Source organism: Cellulomonas aerilata (assembly GCF_007991755.1).
GTDB lineage: Bacteria > Actinomycetota > Actinomycetes > Actinomycetales > Cellulomonadaceae > Pengzhenrongella > Pengzhenrongella aerilata.
The window spans coordinates 82558-104760 of the sequence record NZ_BJYY01000001.1 but is presented as its reverse complement, the minus strand read 5'-3'; the positions used below and the strand labels follow the sequence as shown (position 1 = coordinate 104760).

Genomic DNA, 22203 nt, shown 5'->3' with positions numbered 1-22203 from the left:
CCAAGTTAGGACAGCCTTCGCTTCCATGTCAGTATGGAGGGGTGACCCAGACCGTCGAGCGCACCGCCGGGACCCGGCCGTTCCGCGGCTTCGACGTGCGCGTCCGGCGGGTGACCCGCCTGAGCCCCAGCTTCGTCCGGGTGACGTTCACCGGTGACACGCTGGACCGGTTCGCCGACAACGGCTTCGACCAGCGCATCAAGCTCTTCTTCCCGCTCGCCGACGGCGGGCTGGTCCGCCTGCCGCACTCCGACGACTGGTACGAGCAGTGGCGCTCGCTGCCGGACGAGGAGCGCAACCCGATCCGCACCTACACCGTCCGGGCCGTCCGTCAGGCGGAGCGCGAGATCGACGTCGACATGGTCCTGCACGGCGACGGCGGTCCGGCGTCGCGGTGGGTCGCCGCGGCGGAGCCCGGTTCCCCGCTGACCGTCCTGGGCCCGGACGCCCACTTCGACGGGCCGCACGGCGGCGTGGACTTCGTCCCGCCCCGGCGCACCGGCTGCCTGCTGGTGGCCGGCGACGAGACCGCCGTCCCCGCCATCGCCTGCATCCTCGAGCGCCTGCCCGCCGGCGCGCGCGGCGAGGTCGTCCTGGAGGTCCCGACCGCCGACGACGTCCTGCCGCTCGCGGCGCCCGAAGGCGTCGTCGTGCGCTGGCTGGCCCGGGAGGGCGCCGAGCACGGCGCGCTGCTCGTCCCTGCCGTGCAGGAGGCCGCCGACCGTCTCCTCGCCGGCAGCGCGGGTCGCCTGTGCTCCGGGCTGTGCGTGGCGTCCCACCGGCTGGAGGACGCCGACGTCGACGTCGACACCCGGATGCTGTGGGAGGTCCCGGTCGACGACGCCGGTGCCCCGCTCGCCGCGTGCCAGGACCTGTACGCATGGCTCGCCGGGGAGGCCGGCGTCATCAAGACGCTGCGCCGGCACCTGGTCGCCGACCGCGGCGTCAGCCGCCGGGCCGTGGCCTTCATGGGCTACTGGCGGCGCGGGCGCGCCGAGGCCTGACGCACCGCCCCCCGGTCGCACCGCCGGTGACGGCCGGTCGCCGCCGGGGGACCCGGTGCCGGGAGGGCCGGGCCGGCCGCTAGCCTCGGGCCACGCGCGGACGTCCGCGCGTGGGACGAGAGGTGGGCGCATGCGCTCCAAGGCGGCATTCATCGTGGGCACCGGGGTCGGCTACGTCCTGGGCACGCGCGCGGGACGGCAGCGGTTCGAGAAGATTGCGGCGCTGAGCCGGCGCGCCTGGCAGGACCCGCGGGTCCAGTCCCGCGTCAGCGACCTGGAGGCCAAGGCGGCCGACCTGGCCAAGGCCGAGGCCTCGGCGCTGGTGGGCCGGGTCACCGGGTCCGTGCGGTCCGCGGTCGGGTCCGCGCGCGGCGGGTCGTCGGGCGACGCGCCGGAGTCCACGGACGCGTACACGACGGGCACCACCTACACGACCGGCACGACGGACGGCACGACGGACGGCTCGGCCGTCGGACGCTGACGCCGCCTCGCCGGGACACGCGGGCCCCGCCATCACCGGCGCGGGCCCGCGTGCGTGCTCACCGGACGTCGTCCGCCAGGTCGAGCGGCAGCGACGGGGCCAGTCGCCGCAGCGCCAGGAACGCCGGCACGAGCGACTCGTAGAGCTGGGTGAACGTCGGCTGCAGCGAGGCGTAGACGGCGGCCGCGGCGGGGTGCGGGCGGACGGTGCGCTCGATCTGCACCATGTCGGCGACGACGTCGATGGACTCGATCAGGCCGAGCGCCTCCATGCCGAGCAGCGCGGCCCCGAAGCCGGACCCCTCCTCGCCCAGGGCGAAGTCGACCGGCATGGCGAACACGTCCGCGAGCATCTGGCGCCACAGCGCGCTGCGCATCGCGCCGCCGGTCGCGCGGACCTGGGTGACCTCCAGCCCGGCGGACCGCAGCGAGTGCAGCACGATGGACAGCTGCAGGCAGACCCCCTCGAGCGCCGCACGCACGAGGTGCTCGCGCCGGTGCGCCCGGGTCAGCCCCACGTAGGCGCCGCGGGGGAGCGAGCTCCAGTGCGGGGCCCGCTCGCTCATCAGGTACGGGAGCATGAGAAGGCCGCCGGACCCGGCCGGCGCGCGGGCCGCCAGCTCGAGCAGCTCCTCCTGCGGGTGCTCGCCGAGGTCTGGCGCGAGCGCGTCCCCGGCCCAGCCGAGCACGAGCCCGCCGTTGTTGATGGCGCCGCCGACGACCCACCGTCCCGCAGTGAGCGCGTAGCAGAACACCCCGCCCAGCGGGTCGACGGCCGGGCGGTCCACGACGACCCGCAGGGCACCGCTCGTGCCGATCGAGCACGCCGCGACCCCGTGCCGGACGGCGCCGACCCCCAGGTTGGCCAGCGGGCCGTCGGCGGCACCCACCACGACGGGGGTGCTGGGCGGCAGCCCGGTGGCGGTGGCGCCCTCCTCGGTCAGCCCGGGCAGGACCGTCGTCGTGGGCACGAGCTCGGGCAGCTGCTCGGGCACGATCCCGGCGAGGGCCAGCGCCTCGTCGTCCCAGGTGAGCGTGCTCATCGCCAGCAGCCCCGTGGCGGACGCGACCGAGTGGTCCACGACCAGGGCGCCGCACAGGTGCAGCAGGACGAACTCCTTGATCCCGACCCAGAACGCGACCTGCTCGCACAGCTTGGGCTCCTGCTCGCGGAACCACACCAGCTTGGGCAGCGGGGACATCGGGTGCAGCGGGGTGCCGGTCCGCCGGTGCAGCGCGAGGCCGCCGGGTGCGGCGCGCAGCCGCTCGGCCTGCACCGCGGCTCGAGTGTCCGCCCAGGTCACGACGTCGGTCAGCGGCTCCAGGGTGGCGGAGAGCCCCAGGACGCTGTGCATGGCCGAGCTGAACGACAGCCCGGCGACCCGCTCGGCCCCGACCTCGCCGACGACGACACGGACCGCCTCCAGGGCCGCGGCGAGGATCTGCCGGGGGTCCTGGACGGCGTGCCCGGGGTGCGGCTCGTGCAGGGGGTAGCCCTCGGTGTGCGCGGCGAGCAGCCCGCCGCGGACGTCGAACGCCGTCGCCTTGGTGCTCGTCGTGCCCATGTCGACGCCGATGACGACCCGGTCGTCCGTGCCGGCGACCTCGGGGCCAGGCGCCTCGGGTGCGCTGGGCGTCGAGGCGGCGGTCTCCGGGGCGGTGCTGTCCTGCGTCATCGCGGCCTTGTCCTCTCGTGGGCCGGGAGCGGGGCGTGCCGGCCGCTGGGAGCGTAGCGGGGGCCGCTCACCGGCAGGTGGAGGCAGGCGCCCGTCAGCGTCGCAGGGCGTCGTCCGCGCGCCGGTCGGACTCGGTGTCGGCGATCTGCGCGCCGGCGACGGCTGCCCCGCACGTCGCGCTGCACGCCTCCGACTCCGCCGGGATGCTCCTGCGGGCCACGTCGGCGGTGGCGTCCGCCTCCGGGACGACGGCGCTGTCCGCCCGGAGCGCGCCGATCGACACGACGGTCACGACGACGGAGGAGGCTGCGGCGACGACCACGACGAGGTACCCGCCGTGCGCGCCCTGCCGGTCGATGAGCACGCCGGCGACGGAGGACCCGAGCGAGACGCCGACGCCGAGCGCCGTCACCACCCAGGTCAGGCCCTCGGTCAGCTGCTCCGGGCGGACGAAGTGCTGGACGAGCCCGTTGCCGCTGATCAGCGTCGGCGCGATCGCGAAGCCGGTGACGAACATGACCAGGGCGAGCGCCGGGATGGTGGTGACGAGCAGGAAGAAGCTGACGCCGACCGCCAGCGCCACGATCCCGACGACGAACCGCACCCACAGCGCCCCCGCCCACTGCCGCGCCCCGTAGCCCAGCCCCGAGACGAGCGACCCCAGGGCGAAGGCGGCGAGGACCGGTCCGGCGGCGGCGGTCGACCCGGCCTCCTCGGCGAAGGCGACGGTCGACACGTCCGTCGCCCCGAAGAGCGCGCCCATCCCGACGAAGACGAGCGCGAGGACCACCATCCCGCGCGACCGCATGACGGCACGGCCCCGCGGGCGCCCGCCGTCGGGCAGGAGGACGAGCGGACGGGCCGGCGGCTCGGTGTCGCGCAGGGCGAGGAACGCCAGACCGCCCACGAGCATGGCCGCGATGGGCACGAGCAGCCCGGCGGCCGGCGCGACCGACGTCGCCAGCACGGTGGCGAGCACCGGTCCGACGACGAACACGACCTCGTCGAGCGCGGACTCCAGGGAGTACGCGGTGTGGACCTGCCGCGGGTCGTCCAGCACGTACGACCAGCGGGCGCGGACCAGTGCGCCGAAGGACCCCGCCGGCGCCCCGGCGACGACGGCCGTGACGTACAGCAGCCACGTCGGCGCGTCCAGCACCGCGGCGAGGATGAGCGCGGCGAGGCCGACCGCGGCCACGGCCACGGCCGGGCGCATGACCCGGGCCTGGCCGTGCCGGTCCACCAGGCGCGCCAGCCGGGGCCCGAACGCGGCGTTCGCGATGACGTACACCGCCGACACGCGGCCCGCGAGCCCGTAGGACCCGCTCAGCGTGGAGATCATCAGGACGATGCCGATGCCGACCATCGAGATCGGCAGGCGGGCGAGCAGGCCGGTGAGGGAGAAGGCCAGGGCCCCGGGCTTCGTCAGGACGTCTCGGTAGGGGCGCAGCACCGCGACAGTCTCCCATCGCCGGACGACGGCGGACCACCGGGCGCGGCCGTGCCGCCGCCGGTGCAGGATCGGGGCATGGACGACTTCACGGTGGTCGACAACGCCGACCTGTCACGCTTCGAGGCACGCACCGACGACGGCACGGTCCTCGGGTTCATCGACTACCGCCCGGCCCGGCACACGGGGGAGGACTCCTCGCCGGCCGACGTCGTCATGACGCACGCCGAGGTGGACGACGAGGTCGAGGGCCAGGGCATCGGCACCCGTCTCGCCCGCGAGGCGCTGGACCAGGTGCGCGCGTCCGGCCGCGGCGTCATGCCGCTGTGCGCCTTCGTCCAGGCGTTCATCGCCGAGCACCCCGACTACCAGGACCTCGTGCGCACCGAGCAGGACCGCGGCCAGGGCGGCTGAGCCGCGCCGACGCCCCGGGCCGGACGTGGGCGGCCGGGTCACGTGAAGCGGGAGGCCGGGTCACGTGAAGCGGGAGGCCGCGGCAGCCGGACCCGGGCGTCCCGGGCCCGGCCGCCGTCGTGCGGGTCAGCCCAGCGCGCCGGAGACGACGTCCCGCGCCTCGGACTGCACGCGCGCGAGGTGCTCGGCGGAGACGAACGACTCCCCGTAGATCTTGTAGACGTTCTCGGTGCCGGACGGCCGCGCGGCGAACCAGGCGTTCTCCGTGGTGACCTTGAGCCCGCCGATCGACGCGCCGTTCCCCGGCGCCGCCGTGAGCCGCGCCGTGATCGGCTCGCCGGCGAGCTCGGTGGCGGTGACCTGCTCGGGGGCGAGCTTGCCCAGCGTCGCCTTCTCCTCGAGCGTCGCCGGGGCGTCGACCCGGGCGTACCAGGACTCGCCGAACTGCCCGACGAGGTCGGCGTGCAGCTGGGACGGCGACCTCCCGGTCCGGGCGGTGATCTCCGAGGCGAGCAGCGCGAGCAGGATGCCGTCCTTGTCCGTCGTCCAGACGGTGCCGTCGTGGCGCAGGAACGAGGCCCCCGCCGACTCCTCGCCGCCGAAGCCGACCGACCCGTCCAGCAGGCCGGGGACGAACCACTTGAACCCGACCGGCACCTCCAGCAGCGTCCGGCCCAGGGACCCGGCCACCCGGTCGATCAGCGCGGACGACACGAGCGTCTTGCCGATCGCCGCCCCGGCCGGCCAGCCCGGGCGGGCGCCGCCGTAGAGGTAGCTGATGGCGACGGCCAGGTAGTGGTTGGGGTTCATCAGGCCGGCGTCCGGCGTCACGATGCCGTGCCGGTCGGAGTCCGCGTCGTTGCCCGTGGCGATGTCGTAGGGGGAGGCACCGCCGTCCGCCGCCGCCATCGCGTGGACCAGCGAGGCCATCGCGTACGGGGACGAGCAGTCCATCCGGATCTTGCCGTCCCAGTCCAGCGTCATGAACGACCAGCGCGGGTCGACGGTCGGGTTGACCACCGTGAGGTCCAGGCCGTGCCGCTCGGCGATCGCGGCCCAGTACTCGACCGCGGCACCGCCCAGGGGGTCCGCGCCGATCCGCACGCCCGCGTCCCGGATCGCCCCGAGGTCGATCACCGAGGACAGGTCGTCGACGTACGCGGTCAGGAAGTCGTGCCTGCGGGTGGTGTCGGCGGCCAGGGCGCGCTCCGCGCTCACCCGCGGGACCGAGCCCACGCCGGACCGCATCAGCTCGTTCGCGCGTGCGGCGATCCAGCCGGTCGCCTCGGAGCCGGCCGGCCCACCGTGCGGCGGGTTGTACTTAAAGCCGCCGTCCCGCGGCGGGTTGTGGGACGGCGTGACGACGATGCCGTCGGCCAGCCCCGGTCCGGTCGTGCGCACGCCCTGCGACGTCCCGGCACCGTTGTGCAGCAGGATCGCGTGCGAGACGGCCGGGGTCGGGGTCCACGAGTCGCGGGCGTCCACCCGGACGTCGACGTCCGCCGCGGCCAGCACCTCCAGCGCGGTGCGCCACGCCGGCTCGGACAGCGCGTGGGTGTCACGGCCGATGAACAGGGGCCCGTCGGTGCCCTCCGCCCGTCGGTACTCGATGATCGCGGCCGTGATGGCGACGATGTGGGCTTCGTTGAAGGCGCCGTCGAGACTCGAGCCACGGTGGCCCGACGTGCCGAACACGACCTGCTGGGCGACGTCGTCCAGGTCAGGGGTGCGGTCGTAGTAGGCACCGACGACGGCGTCGGTGTCGATGAGGTCCTGGGGCTGTGCGGGTGTTCCGGCGCGCGGGTCCATGGGCGCGATCCTTGCACCGGGGGCCCCCGGCGGCACGCGAACCGGTCGGCCGGTGCCCACCCGCGCGACGTACCCTGACGTGATGTTCCCTCCCCAGGTGCCGTCCGTGCAGGTGACCGACCTCGACCCCGCCGCTCCCGTGCCGGCGGGGACCGTGCTCCTGGACGTGCGCGAGCACGACGAGTGGGACGCGGGCCACGCGCCCGACGCCGTGCACATCCCCCTCGGCGACCTGCCCGACCGGGTTGGGGAGCTCGACCCCGAGGCGCGGCTCCTCGTCGTGTGCCACTCCGGCGGTCGCTCGGCGCGGGCGACCGCATGGCTGGTCCAGGGCGGCCTCGACGCCGTGAACGTCGACGGCGGCATGGTCGACTGGGCGCGCGCGGGTCTGCCCGTCGTCTGACCTGCAACGACGGCGGTCCACCGCGCCCGGTGGAGGGCGTGCCGGGCCGCCGGACCCCGGCCGGTAGGCTCGGACGCATGGCCAAGAAACCCTCCGTCGCCTTCGTGCTGCGCCCGTTCGACGGTCTCCCCGGCGAGCCCGACTGGGTCGCGATGCGCGAGGTGGTCCCCGCCGCCACGGCGACCGTGCGCACGACCGCCGAGCACGGGTCGCGCGACGTCGTCGTGACGACCGTGCTGCCCGAGGGATGGCCGGCGCTGCACCGCGCCGACGGGCAGGTCATGGTCGCGCTGCAGACCAGCACCGGCTCGGGCGACGCCAGCCGGGACGTCGCGACCGCGCTGCTCGCGGCCCTCGAGCTGGAGCCCGGGACCCCGGTGACCTCCACCGGCCTGCCCACGCCGGGCCCGCGTCTGCAGGACGTGCTGGACCTGTCGGTGCCGTTCACCGTGACCGTGCACGAGAGCTACGACTACTGGCTCACCCCGGACACCGAGCGCACGACCGATGTCCAGGCGTCCCTCGACGAGGCGCGCGAGACGATCATCCCGACCCGCAAGCTGGCGTCGGTCGAGTCCGCGTACTGGTGCCGCATGGGTGAGCGCGAGTACCTGCGCTGGGCCATGCCGCACGACGAGCAGGCGATGGTCGACGCCCTCGCCCGGCTGCACGCCGCCCGGCAGTCGGCCATCGGCGACGCCCGGTTCATCGGGTACTTCCGGTCCAGCGGCGTCGTCGTCCCCGTGTGGGAGCTCGTGCCCGGGACCGGCGCCGACGCCCTGGAGCAGCCGGCCGAGGAGTTCGAGGCGCGGTTCGCCGAGGCGCTGGCGGACCCGTCCCCGCTGGACGCGAACGCACGCCGGGCCCGCGCCGGGCTGGTGTCCCGCCAGGTCACGCTGCGCTGACGCCGCCGGCCGGCGGCCCTGCGGCGGCCGACCGGCGTGGTTAGGGTGGTCGCCGTGATGTCGGAGCGGACGGGGCAGCCTGCCGGGCAGGAGGTGGCGCCCGAGGCCGCACCGGTCCCGACCTCGCCGGACCCGACCGCGCCGACCCCGCGCACCACGGACGGCGCCCGGCCCCCGGTCCCCTCGACCCGGTCCCCCCGGTCCTCCCCGGGCCGCACCCGCCAGCGGGTCGCGGTGATCGTCCCGGCCAAGGACGAGTCGCGACGGATCGCCGCCACCGTCCGGGCCGCCCGCGCCATCCCGTACGTCGACCTCGTGCTGGTCGTGGACGACGGCAGCGCCGACAACACCCAGCACGTCGCGCGGGAGGCCGGGGCCGTCGTCGTGCGGCACTCGCACAACCGCGGCAAGGCCGCCGCGATGGAGACCGGGGCCGCGATCGTCGCCATGCGGGACGTCGCCGACCGCCCTCCCCGGCTGCTGCTGTTCATCGACGGGGACCTGGGGGAGACCGCGGTGAACACCGCGCCGCTGGTGCCGCCGGTGTTCGAGAAGCATGCGGACGTGTCGATCGCCCTGCTGCCGCCGCAGCCGGGCGCGGGCGGCCGCGGGTTCGTGGTCGGCGCCGCACGGCGCGCCATCCAGCAGGCGACCGGGTGGACCCCGACGCAGCCGCTGTCCGGGATGCGCTGCCTGACCCGCGAGGCGTTCGAGGCGGCGACCCCGCTGGCACGCGGCTGGGGCGTGGAGACGGGGATGACCATCGACCTGCTGCGCAAGGGGTTCGTCGCGGTCGAGGTGCCCTGCGACCTGCGGCACCGCCCGTCCGGGACGGACCTGCGCGGGCAGCTGCACCGGGCCGCCCAGTACCGCGACGTCATGCTCGCCGTCAGCAGCCGCCGGGTGCGGTCCGCGGTCGGCGGCGCGAGGGACAAGGTGCTGCCGGCGCCGGGACCGCGCTCGCACCGGTAGTCCGGGGTCGCCCGCACGGCGGTTCCCGGCAGCGCGGGGGACCAGGCGCCGCTGCCCGCCGGTCAAGCCCGCGGTCGGCCCGCGGTCAGCCCGCGGTCAGCGCGCCGGCGGCGCCGGGGAGCGCTCCGGCGTCACGGGCGCCGGCGTGCGGGCCGGGTCGGGGCGGACCGACAGCATCCATCCCGCGCACGCGGCGGCCAGCAGCGGGACGGCCACCGAGATCCCGACGGCCGGGATGACGACGCCGGAGTCGTTCAGGGCGAACCCGATCCCGAGCGTGACGGCGAGGGCGATCAGACCGGGCCGCAGCATGGGCGCGTCCGTCCCCAGCCGCGTCAGCGGGGCGCCCGCCGACAGCCAGCCGAACGGGCCGCCGTCGGGTGCGCTCGCGGCCGTCCGCAGCGGCCGGCCCAGCACCAGCACCACGAGCGCGATGCCGGCGATGGCGAGAAGGGTCAGCCCGTTCCCGAACAGGATCTCCAGGTTCTGCGCCGCCTTGCGCGTCAGCACCGGCCACAGCCCGCCGTCCAGCACGGTCTGCACGAACCGGCCCAGGTGGGTGCGGGAGTCCGGGGGACGGGTCCAGTCGACGACGGCGAACCCGGTCACCACCACGGCCCCCGCCACGAGGACCGCCAGCGCCTTGGCCCAGCCGATCCGCACCCCGGCGGCCAGCAGCGCCAGGACCGCGAAGCCGGGGACGAGTGCGGGCGGGCCACCGAAGTCGCTGCCCAGGCCCGGCATGCCGTCCAGCACGGTGGCGACCACGCCCACGACCGCGACCAGTGCCGCCGCCTGGCGCCGTCGGCCCCGCTGCACGAGCGGGTTGGCCAGTGCGGCCGCGAGCAGCACGGTGGTGGCTGCGAACAGGGCGAACGCCTGGTTGTTGAACCCGTAGAAGCGCGCGCCGACCAGCGGCTGGACGCCCATGAGCGAGGAGATCTGCAGGCGCCCGCCGGTGACGACGTCGGCCGCGACGACCACCGCGGTGACCGCGGCGACGACGCCGAGCGGCCCGAGCAGCCAGCGCTTCCACCGCGGCAGCAGGGCCAGGCCGGTGACCGCGGCCACCCACGCCACCACCAGCGCGGCGAGCACGGTCGACGGCGGCTGCGCGCGCCACCAGGGCACCAGGTTGGCCAGGAACGTGGACACCGGCACGGAGGCGACCGCCACACCGGCCACCCGCAGGCCGGACAGCATGGGCCCCGGCCGGCTGCGCAGGGCGCCGGCGACCCCGCGGCCCGGCCGTCCCGGGAGCACGCGGTTCAGCCCGCTGCCCAGGCTCTCCAGCACCGCACCGTTGAGGCCGAGGGTCACCAGGGCGTACAGCACGAGGTTGGCCAGGATGAGCACGCCGAAGAAGGGCCCGACGAGGGGGCGCACCGCCCACGCGTGCCGGTCCTCGTCCACCATCGCCGCGACCCGCCCGTCCGCGGTCGCCGGCCCGGGGACGAGCGAGACCGGTGAGCCGACGAGCGCACCCTCGGGCGCGCGGTCCCGGGCACCCAGCGCCGTGAGGACCGTCGGGGCCAGGTCGGTGGTCATGACGAACCCGGGCTGCCGGGTCGAGCGCGAGGAGAGCAGGCCGCCGGCGAACGGCGCGGCGTCCTGCGTCGCGCCGGGGCCGAGCGCCGCGGCGAGCTGCAGGTGCGGGGACGGGCCGGAGTCGGCCAGGGAGGCGACCACGACGGTCGTGTCGTGGTCGGCGGCCGCCACGGCGGCCAGGACCGCCCCGAGGTGGGCGTCGACCGCGCGGACCTGGTCCAGGCGGCTCGGCTCGGTGACCGCGTCCGGTGCGGTGAGGTCCGCCTCCTCGCCGGCGGGCGGTTCGGGGACCGGCTCGGCGTCCGGGTCCGGCAGACCGTCGCCGTCCTCGTCGATCCCGGACGCCGCACGGTCGACCAGGGCGTGCCCGGGGTCGCGGACCGCACCGGCGTCGAGCACGACAAGCTCGGACGTCGTCAGGGCCTCGCCGACCCGGTCCCCGAGCGTCCCGGCGCCCGGCAGGGGGGCGAGGTCCCCCACGGGCAGCCCGTCCGGTCCGGCCAGGGCGATCGCCGCCCCGCCGCCGAACCCGGTCGCGGTCACGCCGGCGTCCCGCACCGCCTGCCCGAGCACACCCGGCCGGGCGTCGAAGTCCTCCTCGTCGGCGGACTGCAGGTAGTCGGCCCAGCCGGGCACCGGCTCGCCGACCGGGGGCAGCCGCAGCCGACGGCACTCGCCGGGCGCCTCGCCCGGCAGGTCCGCCGACCGGGCGCCCGCGGACAGCGCGAGCCAGCCGTCGGCCGGGCACGCCGACGAGCGGATGCTGCGGGCCGCGACCGTGCCGACCGTCCCGTCCTGCGCCAGCCCCCACAGCGCCGGGGTCGTCAGCGCGCCGACGTCGTCCCAGCGCAGCCCGGTGACCCCGACGACGACGACGCGGCGCTCGTCCGGCTCGGCCACGGTCACCGCACGGCCGGGGCCTGCCGCCTCCACCGAGGCGGCGTCACCCGGTGCCGGTCCGGCGGCCCCGGCGGCCGTCGCCGACCCCGCTGCCGGCACCACGGCGAGGGCAGCGGCGAGCGCCGCCGTGCGCACCAGGTCCCGCACCCTGGCCCGCACGCCGACCCGCGCCGGTCCGGCGCGCAGCGCACGGGTGAGCAGCGACCGACCAGGCATCCCACCAGCGTACGGGCGCCCCACGGGGCCCCGGCGGTGGCGCACTAGGCTCGGGGCCGCCTCGCGCCGTCCCCGGCCGCGGCCCCTCAGTGCGTCCCGCGCACCCCCGGCGAAGGAGCACCCGCAGTGTCCGCGACCCCACCGCCCCGCTACGCCTACCTGGGCCCCGCCGGGACGTTCACGGAGGCGGCGCTGCGCCAGGTCGCCGCACCCGGCGACGCGCAGTACCTGCCGCAGATCGACGTCGTGTCCGCCCTGGAGTCGGTGCGCGCCGAGCGGGCCGACTTCGCCGTCGTCCCGATCGAGAACTCGGTAGAGGGCGGGGTGACCGCCACCCTGGACACGCTCGCCACCGGGCTGTCGCTGGTGCTGCTGCGCGAGGTCCTGGTCCCGATCACGTTCGTGCTCGCCGGACGTCCCGGCACCCGCCTGACGGACGTCACCCGGATCTCCACGCACCCGCACGCGTGGGCGCAGTGCCGGCGCTGGATCAACGCGAACCTGCCCCGCGCGGTGCACGTGCCGGCCACGTCGACCGCGGCGGCCGGTGCGCTGCTGGCCGGCGGCGGCTCGGGGTCGCACCTGGAGCCCGGCTTCGACGCCGCGCTCGTCGCCCCGCTGACCGCCGAGCTCTACGGCCTGGAGGTGCTCGCCGAGCACGTCGCCGACAACGAGCGCGCGGTGACCCGGTTCGTCGTCGTCGGGCGCCCGGGCCAGGTGCCGGCGCCGACCGGGTCGGACAAGACGTCGCTGGTCGTGCACCTGCCGAGCAACGACGCCGGGGCGCTGCTGGAGATGCTCGAGCAGTTCGCCGCGCGCGGCGTGAACCTGTCCCGGATCGAGTCCCGGCCCATCGGGGACCTGCTGGGCCGGTACTCGTTCTCCATCGACGCCGAGGGGCACATCGCCGAGGAGCGGGTCGCGGAGGCGCTGATGGGTCTGCACCGGGTCTGCCCGCACGTGCGGTTCCTGGGGTCGTACCCGCGGGCCGACGGCACGGCGGCGGACGTGCGTCCGGGCACCGCCGACGCCGACTTCGCCGGTGCCCGCGACTGGGTCAGCGCCCTGCGGGAGGGGCGCGCGCACTGACGCGACGCCGGCCGGTGACCCCGCGCCCGGGCGGGCGGAGGTGCCCGGGGGCGGGGCAGGTCGGGCGAGCGGGGCGCGGCCCCGCCCGACGTCGGGTCAGGCTGCCGCGGTCGCCGGGACGGTCGCCGAGCGCACCTGGAGCGCGCCGGGATCCACGCGCGCGCTGACCTCGAACGCCTGGCCGATGTTGTCGCCGTCGACCTGGATCTGCTCCACGCCGTCGGCGACGACCCGGACCGTCCGGCAGCGGGAGTGGTCGATCCGGCCGATCTTGCCCGGCAGGTCGTTGCGCAGGCCGATGCCCTGCAGCGCGACCTCGCCGACGAGCTGCGTCCAGCCGGCGATCCCGCCGCGCGTGTCGATCGCCGCGAGGTCCAGGACGCCGTCGTCGATCACGGCGTCGGGCAGCAGTGTGATGCCGCCGGGGAGCTTGCCGCAGTTGCCGACCAGCAGGCTCCGCAGCCGCACCGGCTGCGCCGGGCCGCCGTCGACCGCGACCCGCAGCCTCATGCGGCGCCCGTTGAGGTGCCGGAACCCGGCGAACCAGTACGCGATCCAGCCCACCTTCGCCTTGAGGTCCTCGTCGGTGTCGCCCATGACCGCGGCGTCGAACCCGAGGCCGGCGATGACCAGGAAGATGTGGTCGCGCGTCGGCGCACCCGCCCCGCGCGAGGGTGCGGCCCCGACCCGGCCGCCGGACGCGCCCGGCACGTCGTCGGCGGCCTCCGCGATGTCGTCCGAGACCGTGTCCTCGTAACGCTCCACCCGCAGCCAGCCGACGTCGATCGCGCGGGCCGGTCCGGTGATCGCGATCCGCAGCAGGGCGTCGATGTCGGTCAGCGGCAGGTCGAGGTTGCGGGCCAGCAGGTTCCCCGTCCCCAGCGGGACGAGGCCCATGGAGACGTCGCTGCCGGCCAGCGCCTCGGCGACGGCGCGCACGGTCCCGTCGCCGCCGACCGCCACGACCGTCGTCGCCCCGCGTCGCACGGCCTCGCGGGCCTGCCCGACGCCCGGGTCGTCGACCGTGGTCTCGAACCACATCGGCTCGGGCATGTAGCGCGACGCGCAGGCCTGGATCGCCGCGTCGCGCAGCTCGGCGGCGCCCGGCTTGCTGGGGTTGCACACGAACGCGATCTGGGTCGCGTGCGTCGAGGGCAGCGGCTCGGTGGCGGTGGCGGGCGGCTCGACGGCGACGACCGGGACGGCGGGGATCCGGCGCGCAGGGCGGGTCCGGCGCAGTGCGACGACCGAGAGGGCCACGGCGGTGGTCGCCAGGAGCACGGCGACGACGCTGAGCCACTCCGACCACACCATGGCGGACACCGTACGGAACAACCCGGCGAGGTGTCGGGCGGCGGTCCCCGGCGAGAGCGGCGTCACAGCAGCCCCACGGGCCCCGCCCGTGCCCGCCACCTGCCTGCCGCCCGCTCGCCCGCCGCCTGCCTGCCGCCTGCCTGCCGCCTGTCTGCCGCCTGCCTGCCGCCTGCCTGCCACCAGAGCCGGGCACCGGTCCGACGAGGTCCGGGGCGCGTGCCCCCCGGCCGGGATCGTTACCCTCGGGGGGTGATCGACCTGCGCGAGCTCCGCGAGAACCCCGACCTCGTCCGTGCCAGCCAGCGTGCGCGCGGTGACGACCCGTCCCTGGTCGACGCCGTCCTGGACGCCGACACGCGCCGCCGGTCCGCGCTGACGGACTTCGAGCAGCTGCGCGCGGAGCAGAAGGCGCTGGGCAAGCGGGTGGCGTCCGCCCAGGGCACCGAGAAGGCGGAGCTGCTCGCGCGCACCAAGCAGCTCGCGCAGGACGTCAAGGCGCGCCAGGCCGACGCCGCCACCGCCGAGGCCGCGCTCACCGACACGGCGCGGCGGATCGCGAACGTCGTGGCCGACGGCGTCCCCGCGGGTGGCGAGGACGACTACGTCGTCCTGCGTGAGGAGGGCACCCGCCGCGACTTCGCCGCGGAGGGCTTCACCCCGCGCGACCACCTGGAGCTCGGCGAGCTGCTCGGGGCGATCGACACCGAGCGCGGCGCGAAGGTGTCCGGCTCGCGCTTCTACTTCCTCACCGGGATCGGCGCCCGGCTCGAGCTCGCGCTGCTGAACGCGGCGGTCGACCAGGCGCTCGCGGCCGGCTTCACGCCGATGATCACGCCGACCCTGGTCAAGCCCGAGGTCATGGCGGGGACCGGCTTCCTCGGGGCGCACGCCGACGAGGTCTACCGGCTCGAGGCGGACGACCTGTACCTCACCGGGACCAGCGAGGTGGCCCTGGCCGGGTACCACGCCGACGAGATCCTCGACCTGTCCGGCGGGCCGCGCCGGTACGCCGGGTGGTCGGCCTGCTACCGGCGCGAGGCCGGCTCGTACGGCAAGGACACCCGCGGGATCATCCGCGTGCACCAGTTCCACAAGGTGGAGATGTTCAGCTTCTGCCCGGCTGAGGAAGCAGCCTCCGAGCACGAGCGCCTGCTCGGCTGGGAGGAGGCCATGCTGCAGCGGGCCGAGCTGCCCTACCGGGTGATCGACACCGCGGCGGGCGACCTGGGCAGCAGCGCGGCCCGCAAGTTCGACTGCGAGGCCTGGCTGCCCACCCAGCAGCGGTTCCTGGAGCTCACCTCCACCTCCAACTGCACGACGTTCCAGGCCCGCCGGCTCGGCATCCGCGAGCGGACCGCCACCGGGGAGACCCGCCCGGTGGCGACCCTCAACGGCACGCTCGCCACGACCCGCTGGATCGTCGCGATCCTGGAGAACCACCAGCTGCCGGACGGCTCCGTGCGGGTCCCCGAGGGCCTGCGCGGCTACCTCGGCGGCCTCGAGGTCCTGGAGCCGGTGACGCGATGAGCACGGCGGCGGGTGGCACGACGGGTGGCACGACGGGCGGCTCCACGGGCGGCGACCAGGCGGCCGGGGCCGGCGCGGGCGCCCCCGCCCGCCGGCCGGCCGCCGTCGGCGAGGACGCCCTGAGCCGCGCGGGCCTCGTCGGCCACGGGCCCCTGCTGGTCGCCCTGGACATCGACGGCACGCTGATGACCTACGACGAGCGGATCAGCGACGCGACCCGTGCCGCGGTGGCCGCCGTCCGGGAGGCCGGGGCGCACGTGGTGCTGTCCACCGGCCGGTCCCTGCACGCGACGGTCCCCGTCGCCCACGAGCTCGGCATCACCGAGGGGTGGGTGGTCTGCTCCAACGGCTCCGTCACCGCGCGCCTGGACCCGCGGCAGCCCGGCGGCTGCACGACCACCGAGGTCATCACGTTCGACCCCGGGCCCGCGCTGCGGCTCATGCACGCCGCCATGCCGGACGCGCTGTTCGCGGTGGAGGAGGTCGGCGTCGGGTTCCGCATGAACGCGGCGTTCCCCGCGGGCGAGCTGGCCGGCGTGCACAGCGTGGTGAGCGTGGACGACCTCGCGTCGCGGCACGTCACCCGGCTCATCGTCCGCAGCCCCGGGCACACCAGCGAGGAGTTCCACCGGCTCGTGCACCGCATGGGCCTGGAGGACGTCACCTACGCGATCGGCTGGACCGCCTGGATGGACGTCGCGCCGCACGGGGTCACCAAGGCCAGCGCCCTGGAGGACCTGCGCCGCGCGATGGACGTCCAGCCGTCGCGCACGGTCGCCGTCGGCGACGGTCGCAACGACCTGGCCATGCTCGAGTGGGCGGCGCTCGGGGTCGCCATGGGCCACGCACCCGAGTCGGTCCGTGCGGTGGCGGACGAGGTGACCGGCACCATCGAGGACGACGGCGTCGTGGCCGTCCTGCGCAGCCTCCTGGACTGACGGCCGGGTCGGGCCGGCCGGACGAACCGGCAGGTCCCAGCCGGCCCGGCGGTGGACCCCCGCCGTCGGCCGGTGGCACGATCCGCACCGTGGCGCATGGCATCGACGAGGTTGCCCGGGCCGCGGGGGTGTCCACGGCGACGGTCTCGCGAGCCCTGCGAGGCCTGCCCAACGTCTCGGAGACCACGCGCCGCCGCGTGCAGGAGGCCGCCCTCCTGCTCGGGTACGTCGCCTCGCCGTCGGCCGCGTCGCTGGCCTCGGGGCGCACCCGCACGATCGGGCTGCTCACGCCGTGGGTCACCCGCTGGTTCTTCTCCAACGTGATCGAGGGCGCCGAGCGCGCGCTGCGCACGCAGGGCTTCGACGCCCTGCTCTACACGTTCGAGGTGTCCCGGTACGCGCCGCGGCGCCGGGTGGACCCGGACGTGCTCCGCCGGCGGGTGGACGGCATCCTCGTGGTCGGGCTGCCGCTGCACGCCGTCGAGGTCGACGCCCTGCACGCGCTGGGCCACCCGATGATCTTCATCGGCACGGGCGTCGACGGGCGGGTGACCGTCCGGCTGGACGACCTGGGCACGGGTCGCGAGGCGACCGAGCACCTGCTCGGGCTCGGGCACCGCCGCATCGGTCACGTCACCGGCTCGCCCGACGACGTGAGCCCGCTCTCCCCTCCGGTCGCCCGCCGCGAGGGCTGGGCCGCGGCGATGGCCGCCGCCGGGGTCGACCCCGACCCGGCGCTGGAGGTCCACGGTCACTTCGACGTCCAGGGTGGGCGCGAGTCCGCGCACGCGCTGCTGACGCGCTGCCCCGACGTCACGGCGGTGTTCGCCGCGTCCGACGAGATGGCGATGGGCGTCATGCTGGCCGCCCGGGACCTCGGGCTGCGGGTGCCGCAGGACGTGTCGGTCATCGGCGTCGACGGGCACGAGCTGGGCGAGCTGGTCGGGCTCACCACCATGCGGCAGCCCGCTCTGGAGCAGGGCGCCGCGGCGGCGAGCCTGCTGCTGGGCATGATCGCCGGCGGTCCGCCGCCCGCGTCCGTCGTCTACCCGACGACCCTGGTCGAGCGCGGCTCCACCGGGCGGCCCCGCACCGTGGCGACGGCGTGACGGAATCGTTACCGGGTCGCGCCGTGTCATGGCTTGCGGCCCCCGGATGTAAGCGCTTGCATGTGCCGGACGGTAAAGCGGCCCGTGGACGACCCATGCCCGGACCACAACGAGGTGGAGGACACCTGATGTCGATGTACAGGAAGCGCCGCTCCGCGGCGATCGCGAGCGGGCTCGGCCTGGCCCTCGCCCTGGCCGCGTGCTCGGGCCCTCCCGGCTCGGAGGAGGGCGCGGGCGCGGCCGGCGGCGGCGAGGCCGCCGAGGGCTGCGAGGACTACCAGCAGTTCATCGAGATGGGCGACCTCGACGGCACCGAGGTGGAGGTCTACACGACCATCACCGGTGACGAGGCCGAGGCCCAGGAGGCCTCCTACGAGGAGTACGAGCGCTGCACCGGCTCGGAGATCAGCTACGAGGCGTCCGACGAGTTCGAGGCGCAGATCGCCGTCCGCATCCAGTCCGGCAGCGCTCCGGACATCGCCTACATCCCCCAGCCGGGTCTGCTCCAGCGCCTGGTCAACGACTTCCCGGACGCCATCCAGCCGGCGTCGGAGGAGGTCTCGGAGAAGGTCGACGAGTTCTTCACCGAGGAGTGGCGCGAGTACGGCACGGTCAACGGCGAGCTGTACGGCTCCCCGCTCGGCGCCAACGCGAAGTCCTTCGTCTGGTACTCCCCGGCCATGTTCGAGGAGGCCGGCTACGAGATCCCGCAGACCTGGGACGACCTGATCGCGCTGTCCGACCAGATCGTGGCCGACCACCCGGACACCAAGCCGTGGTGCGCGGGCATCGCCTCGGGTGACGCCACCGGCTGGCCGGCGACCGACTGGCTCGAGGACGTCGTCCTGCGGACCGCGGGCACCGAGGTCTACGACCAGTGGTTCGCCCACGAGATCCCGTTCAACGACCCACAGATCGTCAGCGCGCTCGAGGCCACCGGCGAGATCCTGCGCAACCCGGACTACGTCAACGGCGGCCTGGGTGACGTGTCCAGCATCGCGAACACGGCCTGGGACGCGGGCGGCTTCCCGATCCTCGAGGGTCAGTGCTGGATGCACCGCGCCGCGAACTTCTACGGCGTGAACTGGCAGCAGGTCCGTGAGGACGTCGAGATCGGCGAGGACGGCGACGTCTTCGCGTTCTACCTGCCCAGCGCGTCGGAGGAGAAGCCGCTGCTCGGTGGTGGCGAGTTCGTCGTGTCCTTCGAGGACCGTCCCGAGGTCAACGCCTTCCACACCTACCTCGCGAGCGACGTGTGGGCGAACGACAAGGCCGAGGTCTCCAACGCCGGCTGGGTGTCCGCCAACAGCGGGCTCGACCCCGAGCTGCTGCAGTCGCCGATCGACCGGCTCTCCAACGAGCTGCTCGCGAGCGACGAGTACACCTTCCGGTTCGACGCCTCCGACCTCATGCCCGGTCCGGTGGGCGCCGGCTCCTTCTGGGAGGGCATGACGAACTGGCTGAGCAACCCGTCCGCCACGGAGGACGAGGTGCTGACGTTCATCGAGGGCTCCTGGCCCGAGTGACCGGCTGAACCGCACGTCGGCAGCGGGGGTCCCCCTGGACGGGGACTCCCGCTGCCTGGGTCCTGACGGTGCTTGTCCCGCCGCCCCGCAGGGTGCACGGTGAGGTCCGGTGCCGACCTGATGACCGGTGAGCTCGCAACGGCGCGAGGGAACCCGACTGGGAGGTTGAGATCGTGGAGAACATCCGGCTGTGGGTCGAGTACTTCTGGGAGCAGATATCGGGCTTCCTGCTCGACGCCGAGACCCCCGTCCACAAGCTGTTGCTCATGCTCGTGGCGATCGTGCTCTTCGTCGTGGTGATGGGAGCGATCCTGCTGGCGGTCGACCGCCCCAAGCGGGTGCCGAACTGGCTGGTCACGGCCGCGTTCGCGGGGCCGGCCCTGCTGGCACTGGCGTTCGGGCTCGTGTACCCGGCGCTGCGCACGGCGTACCAGTCGTTCTTCAACCGCAACGGCCAGGAGTTCGTCGGGCTGGACAACTACGTCACCGCGTTCGTCCAGCCGGAGTTCCAGGTGGTGCTGCGCAACACCGCGCTGTGGGTGCTGCTGGTCCCGACGCTCGCGACGTTCTTCGGGCTGGTCTACGCGGTCCTGGTGGACCGCACCCGATTCGAGAAGGCGGCCAAGGCGCTGATCTTCCTGCCGATGGCGATCTCGCTGGTGGGCGCGTCGATCATCTGGCGGTTCGTCTACGAGTTCCGTGACGCCGCCCGCGCGCAGACCGGTCTCGCGAACCAGATCCTCGTGGGCCTGGGGCTCGAGCCGTACCAGTTCCTGGTCAACGCGCCCTGGAACAACGTCTTCCTCATCGCGGTCCTCATCTGGATCCAGGCTGGGTTCGCGATGACGATCCTGTCGGCCGCCATCAAGGCGATCCCGGACGACATCGTGGAGGCGGCGCGGCTGGACGGCCTCAAGGGCGTCCAGATGTTCCGCTACATCACGGTGCCGAGCATCCGCCCGGCGCTCGTCGTGGTGCTCACCACCATCGCGATGACGACGCTGAAGGTCTTCGACATCGTCCGCACCATGACCGGCGGGAACTTCGGCACGTCGGTCGTCGCCAACGAGTTCTACTCGCAGAGCTTCGTGCAGGGGAACGGCGGGATGGGTGCGGCCCTGGCCGTGATCCTGTTCCTCATCGTCATCCCGGTGGTCATCTACAACGTCCGTCAGCTGCGCCTGTCCGAGGAGATCCGATGACCACGAACCCGGCACCCCCGCAGGCGTTCGCGACGCCGACCGACCCCGGCGAGGTCACCGGCGGGCGGCCGCCCGGACGCGGACGGGCCGTCGAGGCGCGCGCCGAGCGGGCGAGGAACAAGCTCAGCTCGCCGTGGGCCTCCGGGCTGGCGATCCTCATCGCGATCGCCTGGACGGTCCCGACGCTCGGTCTCTTCGTCACCTCGTTCCGGCCCGTCCAGGACATCCGGGCCAACGGCTGGTGGAACTTCTTCGCCGCCCCCCGGGTGACGCTCGAGAACTACCGGGAGGTGCTGTTCGGGAGCGAGACGAGCCTGGCGCAGTACGTGCTGAACTCCGTCGTCGTGACGATCCCCGCGGTCATCATCCCGATCAGCATCGCGCTGCTCGCGGCCTACGCGTTCGCGTGGATCGACTTCAAGGGCCGCAACATCCTCTTCGTCGCGGTGTTCGCGCTCCAGATCGTGCCGATCCAGATCACGATGATCCCGCTGCTCACCCAGTACGTGCGGTGGGACCTGGCCGGGTCGTTCTGGGCGGTGTGGCTCTCGCACTCGATCTTCGCCCTGCCGCTGGCGATCTTCCTGCTGCACAACTTCATGAAGGACATCCCGCCGTCCCTGGTGGAGGCGGCCCGCGTCGACGGCGCAGGTCACGTGCAGATCTTCTTCCGGGTCCTCATGCCGCTGCTGGTGCCCGCGGTCGCGGCGTTCGCGATCTTCCAGTTCCTCTGGGTCTGGAACGACCTGCTCGTCTCGCTCGTGTTCGGCTCCCAGCAGCAGGTCGCACCGCTGACCGTCCGCCTCGCCGGCCTCGCCGGTGACCGTGGCGAGACGTGGCACCTGCTGTCCTCGGGCGCCTTCGTCGCGATGATCGTGCCGGTCATCGTGTTCCTGTCCCTGCAGCGCTACTTCGTCCGCGGTCTGCTGGCCGGGTCCGTCAAGGGCTGAGCGCACCGCGTCCCACCCGCAGGTCCGCACGTCCGGGCGTCGAGGTCCACCGACCTCGGCGCCCGGACGTGCGTCCGGGTGCGGACGGGGCGCGAGGTCGCCGGCGCCGCCCCCGTCCGGCGTCGCCCCCGTCCGGCGTCGCCCCCGTCCGGCGCCGCCGGTCGGCTCAGCTGCGCCGGGCGTCGTCGTGCACCGGCGCCGCGGCGGCCGCACGGTGCACGGGAGAGGTGTTCAGGACGCCGTGCGCCTCCCGCCGCGACGGCGTGCGCGGCAGCGGGTGACGGTGCTCGACGACGAGCGCTGCGGCCGCGAAGACCACCGCGGCGACCTCCGAGGCGGCCGCCAGCAGCTGGGGGACGCCGGCCGCCTGCTCGAGGAACCCGAAGAGGCCCACAGTGACCGACAGCCCGAACGCCGCGAGCGTCGACAGCCCGAAGCCGATCGCCCCGAGCAGCGGCAACGGGTTGCGCCACGTGAGCACGAGCAGGGCCAGCACCAGCCCACCGACCGCGTTGAGGATGAACGCCTCCCCGATCACCGGGACGACCCGGACCCCCTGCGCCCACAGCTGCAGGTGCACCGAGGCCGACAGCAGCACGCCCGCGGCCGTCAGGCCGCGCAGCAGCGACGAGACGGTGGTGGAGTCCATGGCTCTCACGTCCTCTTCACGCGATCGGATCGACGTCGCCCGGTGCTCTCTCCTCTCCACGCGCCGACCCGGCTCGCGGTTCACCGGGTCGCCGGCGGCGGGCACGGGTGGGCGCGGGTGAG

19 protein-coding genes are annotated in these 22203 nt (G+C 74.9%); 13 read left to right on the top strand and 6 right to left on the bottom strand.

Annotated elements, in window-relative coordinates:
- Positions 1 to 41 precede the first annotated feature (41 nt).
- Together CAE01nite_RS00440 and CAE01nite_RS00435 are read left to right on the top strand one after the other, a co-directional pair.
- The gene (locus CAE01nite_RS00440; RefSeq protein ID WP_246130910.1) at positions 42 to 1004 is read left to right on the top strand and encodes a siderophore-interacting protein; all 963 of its coding nucleotides are present in this window, start codon (positions 42 to 44) and stop codon (positions 1002 to 1004) included.
- Positions 1005 to 1134: 130 nt separating this feature from the next.
- On the top strand, positions 1135 to 1485 hold the full coding sequence (locus tag CAE01nite_RS00435; protein ID WP_146898449.1) for a YtxH domain-containing protein: 351 nt from the start codon (positions 1135 to 1137) through the stop codon (positions 1483 to 1485).
- A gap of 58 nt (positions 1486 to 1543) precedes the next feature.
- Here CAE01nite_RS00435 and CAE01nite_RS00430 read toward each other — a convergent pair whose 3' ends face one another.
- Together CAE01nite_RS00430 and CAE01nite_RS00425 are read right to left on the bottom strand one after the other, a co-directional pair.
- Complete coding sequence (locus CAE01nite_RS00430; RefSeq protein ID WP_146898447.1) at positions 1544 to 3160, bottom strand: gluconokinase; 1617 nt, start codon at positions 3158 to 3160, stop codon at positions 1544 to 1546.
- Between the two features lie 94 nt (positions 3161 to 3254).
- Complete coding sequence (locus CAE01nite_RS00425) at positions 3255 to 4613, bottom strand: MFS transporter (protein WP_146898445.1); 1359 nt, start codon at positions 4611 to 4613, stop codon at positions 3255 to 3257.
- Positions 4614 to 4688: 75 nt separating this feature from the next.
- Between CAE01nite_RS00425 and CAE01nite_RS00420 the strand changes: the two genes are divergently transcribed.
- On the top strand, positions 4689 to 5024 hold the full coding sequence (locus CAE01nite_RS00420; protein WP_146898443.1) for a GNAT family N-acetyltransferase: 336 nt from the start codon (positions 4689 to 4691) through the stop codon (positions 5022 to 5024).
- A 126-nt stretch (positions 5025 to 5150) separates the two neighbouring features.
- On the opposite strand, the gene pgm is transcribed toward CAE01nite_RS00420, so the two are convergent.
- A complete protein-coding gene (pgm, locus tag CAE01nite_RS00415) occupies positions 5151 to 6833 on the bottom strand; it encodes a phosphoglucomutase (alpha-D-glucose-1,6-bisphosphate-dependent) (RefSeq protein ID WP_146898441.1) in 1683 nt (560 codons plus the stop codon).
- 82 nt (positions 6834 to 6915) lie between these two features.
- Between pgm and CAE01nite_RS00410 the strand changes: the two genes are divergently transcribed.
- The 3 genes from CAE01nite_RS00410 (at position 6916) to CAE01nite_RS00400 (ending at position 9113) form a co-directional block, all read left to right on the top strand.
- Complete coding sequence (locus tag CAE01nite_RS00410; protein ID WP_146898440.1) at positions 6916 to 7236, top strand: rhodanese-like domain-containing protein; 321 nt, start codon at positions 6916 to 6918, stop codon at positions 7234 to 7236.
- 77 nt (positions 7237 to 7313) lie between these two features.
- Complete coding sequence (locus tag CAE01nite_RS00405; RefSeq protein WP_146898438.1) at positions 7314 to 8141, top strand: DUF5926 family protein; 828 nt, start codon at positions 7314 to 7316, stop codon at positions 8139 to 8141.
- 57 nt (positions 8142 to 8198) lie between these two features.
- The gene (locus CAE01nite_RS00400) at positions 8199 to 9113 is read left to right on the top strand and encodes a glycosyltransferase family 2 protein (protein WP_146898436.1); all 915 of its coding nucleotides are present in this window, start codon (positions 8199 to 8201) and stop codon (positions 9111 to 9113) included.
- 96 nt (positions 9114 to 9209) lie between these two features.
- Here the strand turns inward: CAE01nite_RS00400 and CAE01nite_RS00395 are convergent, their stop codons facing one another.
- Positions 9210 to 11777 carry a hypothetical protein gene (locus CAE01nite_RS00395; RefSeq protein WP_146898434.1) on the bottom strand — a complete coding sequence of 856 codons (2568 nt, stop codon included), beginning with the start codon at positions 11775 to 11777 and terminating at the stop codon, positions 9210 to 9212.
- Positions 11778 to 11903: 126 nt separating this feature from the next.
- Between CAE01nite_RS00395 and pheA the strand changes: the two genes are divergently transcribed.
- Positions 11904 to 12866, top strand: a complete 963-nt coding sequence (pheA, locus tag CAE01nite_RS00390; RefSeq protein ID WP_146898432.1) for a prephenate dehydratase — start codon at positions 11904 to 11906, stop codon at positions 12864 to 12866.
- Between the two features lie 96 nt (positions 12867 to 12962).
- Here pheA and CAE01nite_RS00385 read toward each other — a convergent pair whose 3' ends face one another.
- Positions 12963 to 14180, bottom strand: coding sequence for a diacylglycerol/lipid kinase family protein (locus CAE01nite_RS00385; protein WP_146898430.1), 1218 nt, complete (start codon positions 14178 to 14180; stop codon positions 12963 to 12965).
- 249 nt (positions 14181 to 14429) lie between these two features.
- On the opposite strand from CAE01nite_RS00385, the gene serS reads away from it, so the two are divergent.
- From serS to CAE01nite_RS00355, 6 genes are all read left to right on the top strand, one after another.
- Positions 14430 to 15707, top strand: coding sequence for a serine--tRNA ligase (gene serS, locus CAE01nite_RS00380; protein ID WP_146898429.1), 1278 nt, complete (start codon positions 14430 to 14432; stop codon positions 15705 to 15707).
- The gene (locus tag CAE01nite_RS00375) at positions 15704 to 16645 is read left to right on the top strand and encodes an HAD family hydrolase (RefSeq protein WP_146898427.1); all 942 of its coding nucleotides are present in this window, start codon (positions 15704 to 15706) and stop codon (positions 16643 to 16645) included. The genes serS and CAE01nite_RS00375 overlap by 4 nt, the downstream gene beginning before the upstream one ends.
- A gap of 89 nt (positions 16646 to 16734) precedes the next feature.
- On the top strand, positions 16735 to 17754 hold the full coding sequence (locus CAE01nite_RS00370) for a LacI family DNA-binding transcriptional regulator (RefSeq protein WP_146898425.1): 1020 nt from the start codon (positions 16735 to 16737) through the stop codon (positions 17752 to 17754).
- Positions 17755 to 17882: 128 nt separating this feature from the next.
- Positions 17883 to 19280, top strand: coding sequence for an ABC transporter substrate-binding protein (locus CAE01nite_RS00365; protein ID WP_146898423.1), 1398 nt, complete (start codon positions 17883 to 17885; stop codon positions 19278 to 19280).
- 266 nt (positions 19281 to 19546) lie between these two features.
- Positions 19547 to 20482: a carbohydrate ABC transporter permease gene (locus tag CAE01nite_RS00360; RefSeq protein ID WP_146899748.1), complete on the top strand. Its 936-nt coding sequence runs from the start codon at positions 19547 to 19549 to the stop codon at positions 20480 to 20482.
- Positions 20479 to 21432 (top strand): carbohydrate ABC transporter permease, encoded by a 954-nt coding sequence (locus tag CAE01nite_RS00355; protein ID WP_146898421.1) that lies wholly within the window; start codon positions 20479 to 20481, stop codon positions 21430 to 21432. The genes CAE01nite_RS00360 and CAE01nite_RS00355 overlap by 4 nt, the downstream gene beginning before the upstream one ends.
- A 166-nt stretch (positions 21433 to 21598) precedes the next feature.
- Here the strand turns inward: CAE01nite_RS00355 and CAE01nite_RS00350 are convergent, their stop codons facing one another.
- Positions 21599 to 22081: a hypothetical protein gene (locus CAE01nite_RS00350; RefSeq protein WP_186816350.1), complete on the bottom strand. Its 483-nt coding sequence runs from the start codon at positions 22079 to 22081 to the stop codon at positions 21599 to 21601.
- Between the last annotated feature and the right edge of the window lie 122 nt (positions 22082 to 22203).

Excerpts from the sequence above, each read along its gene's own strand:
- CAE01nite_RS00435 (WP_146898449.1), top strand. The coding sequence starts at position 1,135 with ATGCGCTCCAAGGCGGCATTCATCGTGGGCACCGGGGTCGGCTACGTC.
- CAE01nite_RS00430 (WP_146898447.1), bottom strand. The coding sequence starts at position 3,160 with ATGACGCAGGACAGCACCGCCCCGGAGACCGCCGCCTCGACGCCCAGC.
- CAE01nite_RS00420 (WP_146898443.1), top strand. The coding sequence starts at position 4,689 with ATGGACGACTTCACGGTGGTCGACAACGCCGACCTGTCACGCTTCGAG.
- pgm (WP_146898441.1), bottom strand. The coding sequence starts at position 6,833 with ATGGACCCGCGCGCCGGAACACCCGCACAGCCCCAGGACCTCATCGAC.
- CAE01nite_RS00410 (WP_146898440.1), top strand. The coding sequence starts at position 6,916 with ATGTTCCCTCCCCAGGTGCCGTCCGTGCAGGTGACCGACCTCGACCCC.
- CAE01nite_RS00405 (WP_146898438.1), top strand. The coding sequence starts at position 7,314 with ATGGCCAAGAAACCCTCCGTCGCCTTCGTGCTGCGCCCGTTCGACGGT.
- CAE01nite_RS00400 (WP_146898436.1), top strand. The coding sequence starts at position 8,199 with ATGTCGGAGCGGACGGGGCAGCCTGCCGGGCAGGAGGTGGCGCCCGAG.
- CAE01nite_RS00395 (WP_146898434.1), bottom strand. The coding sequence starts at position 11,777 with ATGCCTGGTCGGTCGCTGCTCACCCGTGCGCTGCGCGCCGGACCGGCG.
- CAE01nite_RS00385 (WP_146898430.1), bottom strand. The coding sequence starts at position 14,180 with ATGGTGTGGTCGGAGTGGCTCAGCGTCGTCGCCGTGCTCCTGGCGACC.
- CAE01nite_RS00375 (WP_146898427.1), top strand. The coding sequence starts at position 15,704 with ATGAGCACGGCGGCGGGTGGCACGACGGGTGGCACGACGGGCGGCTCC.
- CAE01nite_RS00365 (WP_146898423.1), top strand. The coding sequence starts at position 17,883 with ATGTCGATGTACAGGAAGCGCCGCTCCGCGGCGATCGCGAGCGGGCTC.
- CAE01nite_RS00360 (WP_146899748.1), top strand. The coding sequence starts at position 19,547 with ATGCTCGTGGCGATCGTGCTCTTCGTCGTGGTGATGGGAGCGATCCTG.
- CAE01nite_RS00355 (WP_146898421.1), top strand. The coding sequence starts at position 20,479 with ATGACCACGAACCCGGCACCCCCGCAGGCGTTCGCGACGCCGACCGAC.
- CAE01nite_RS00350 (WP_186816350.1), bottom strand. The coding sequence starts at position 22,081 with ATGGACTCCACCACCGTCTCGTCGCTGCTGCGCGGCCTGACGGCCGCG.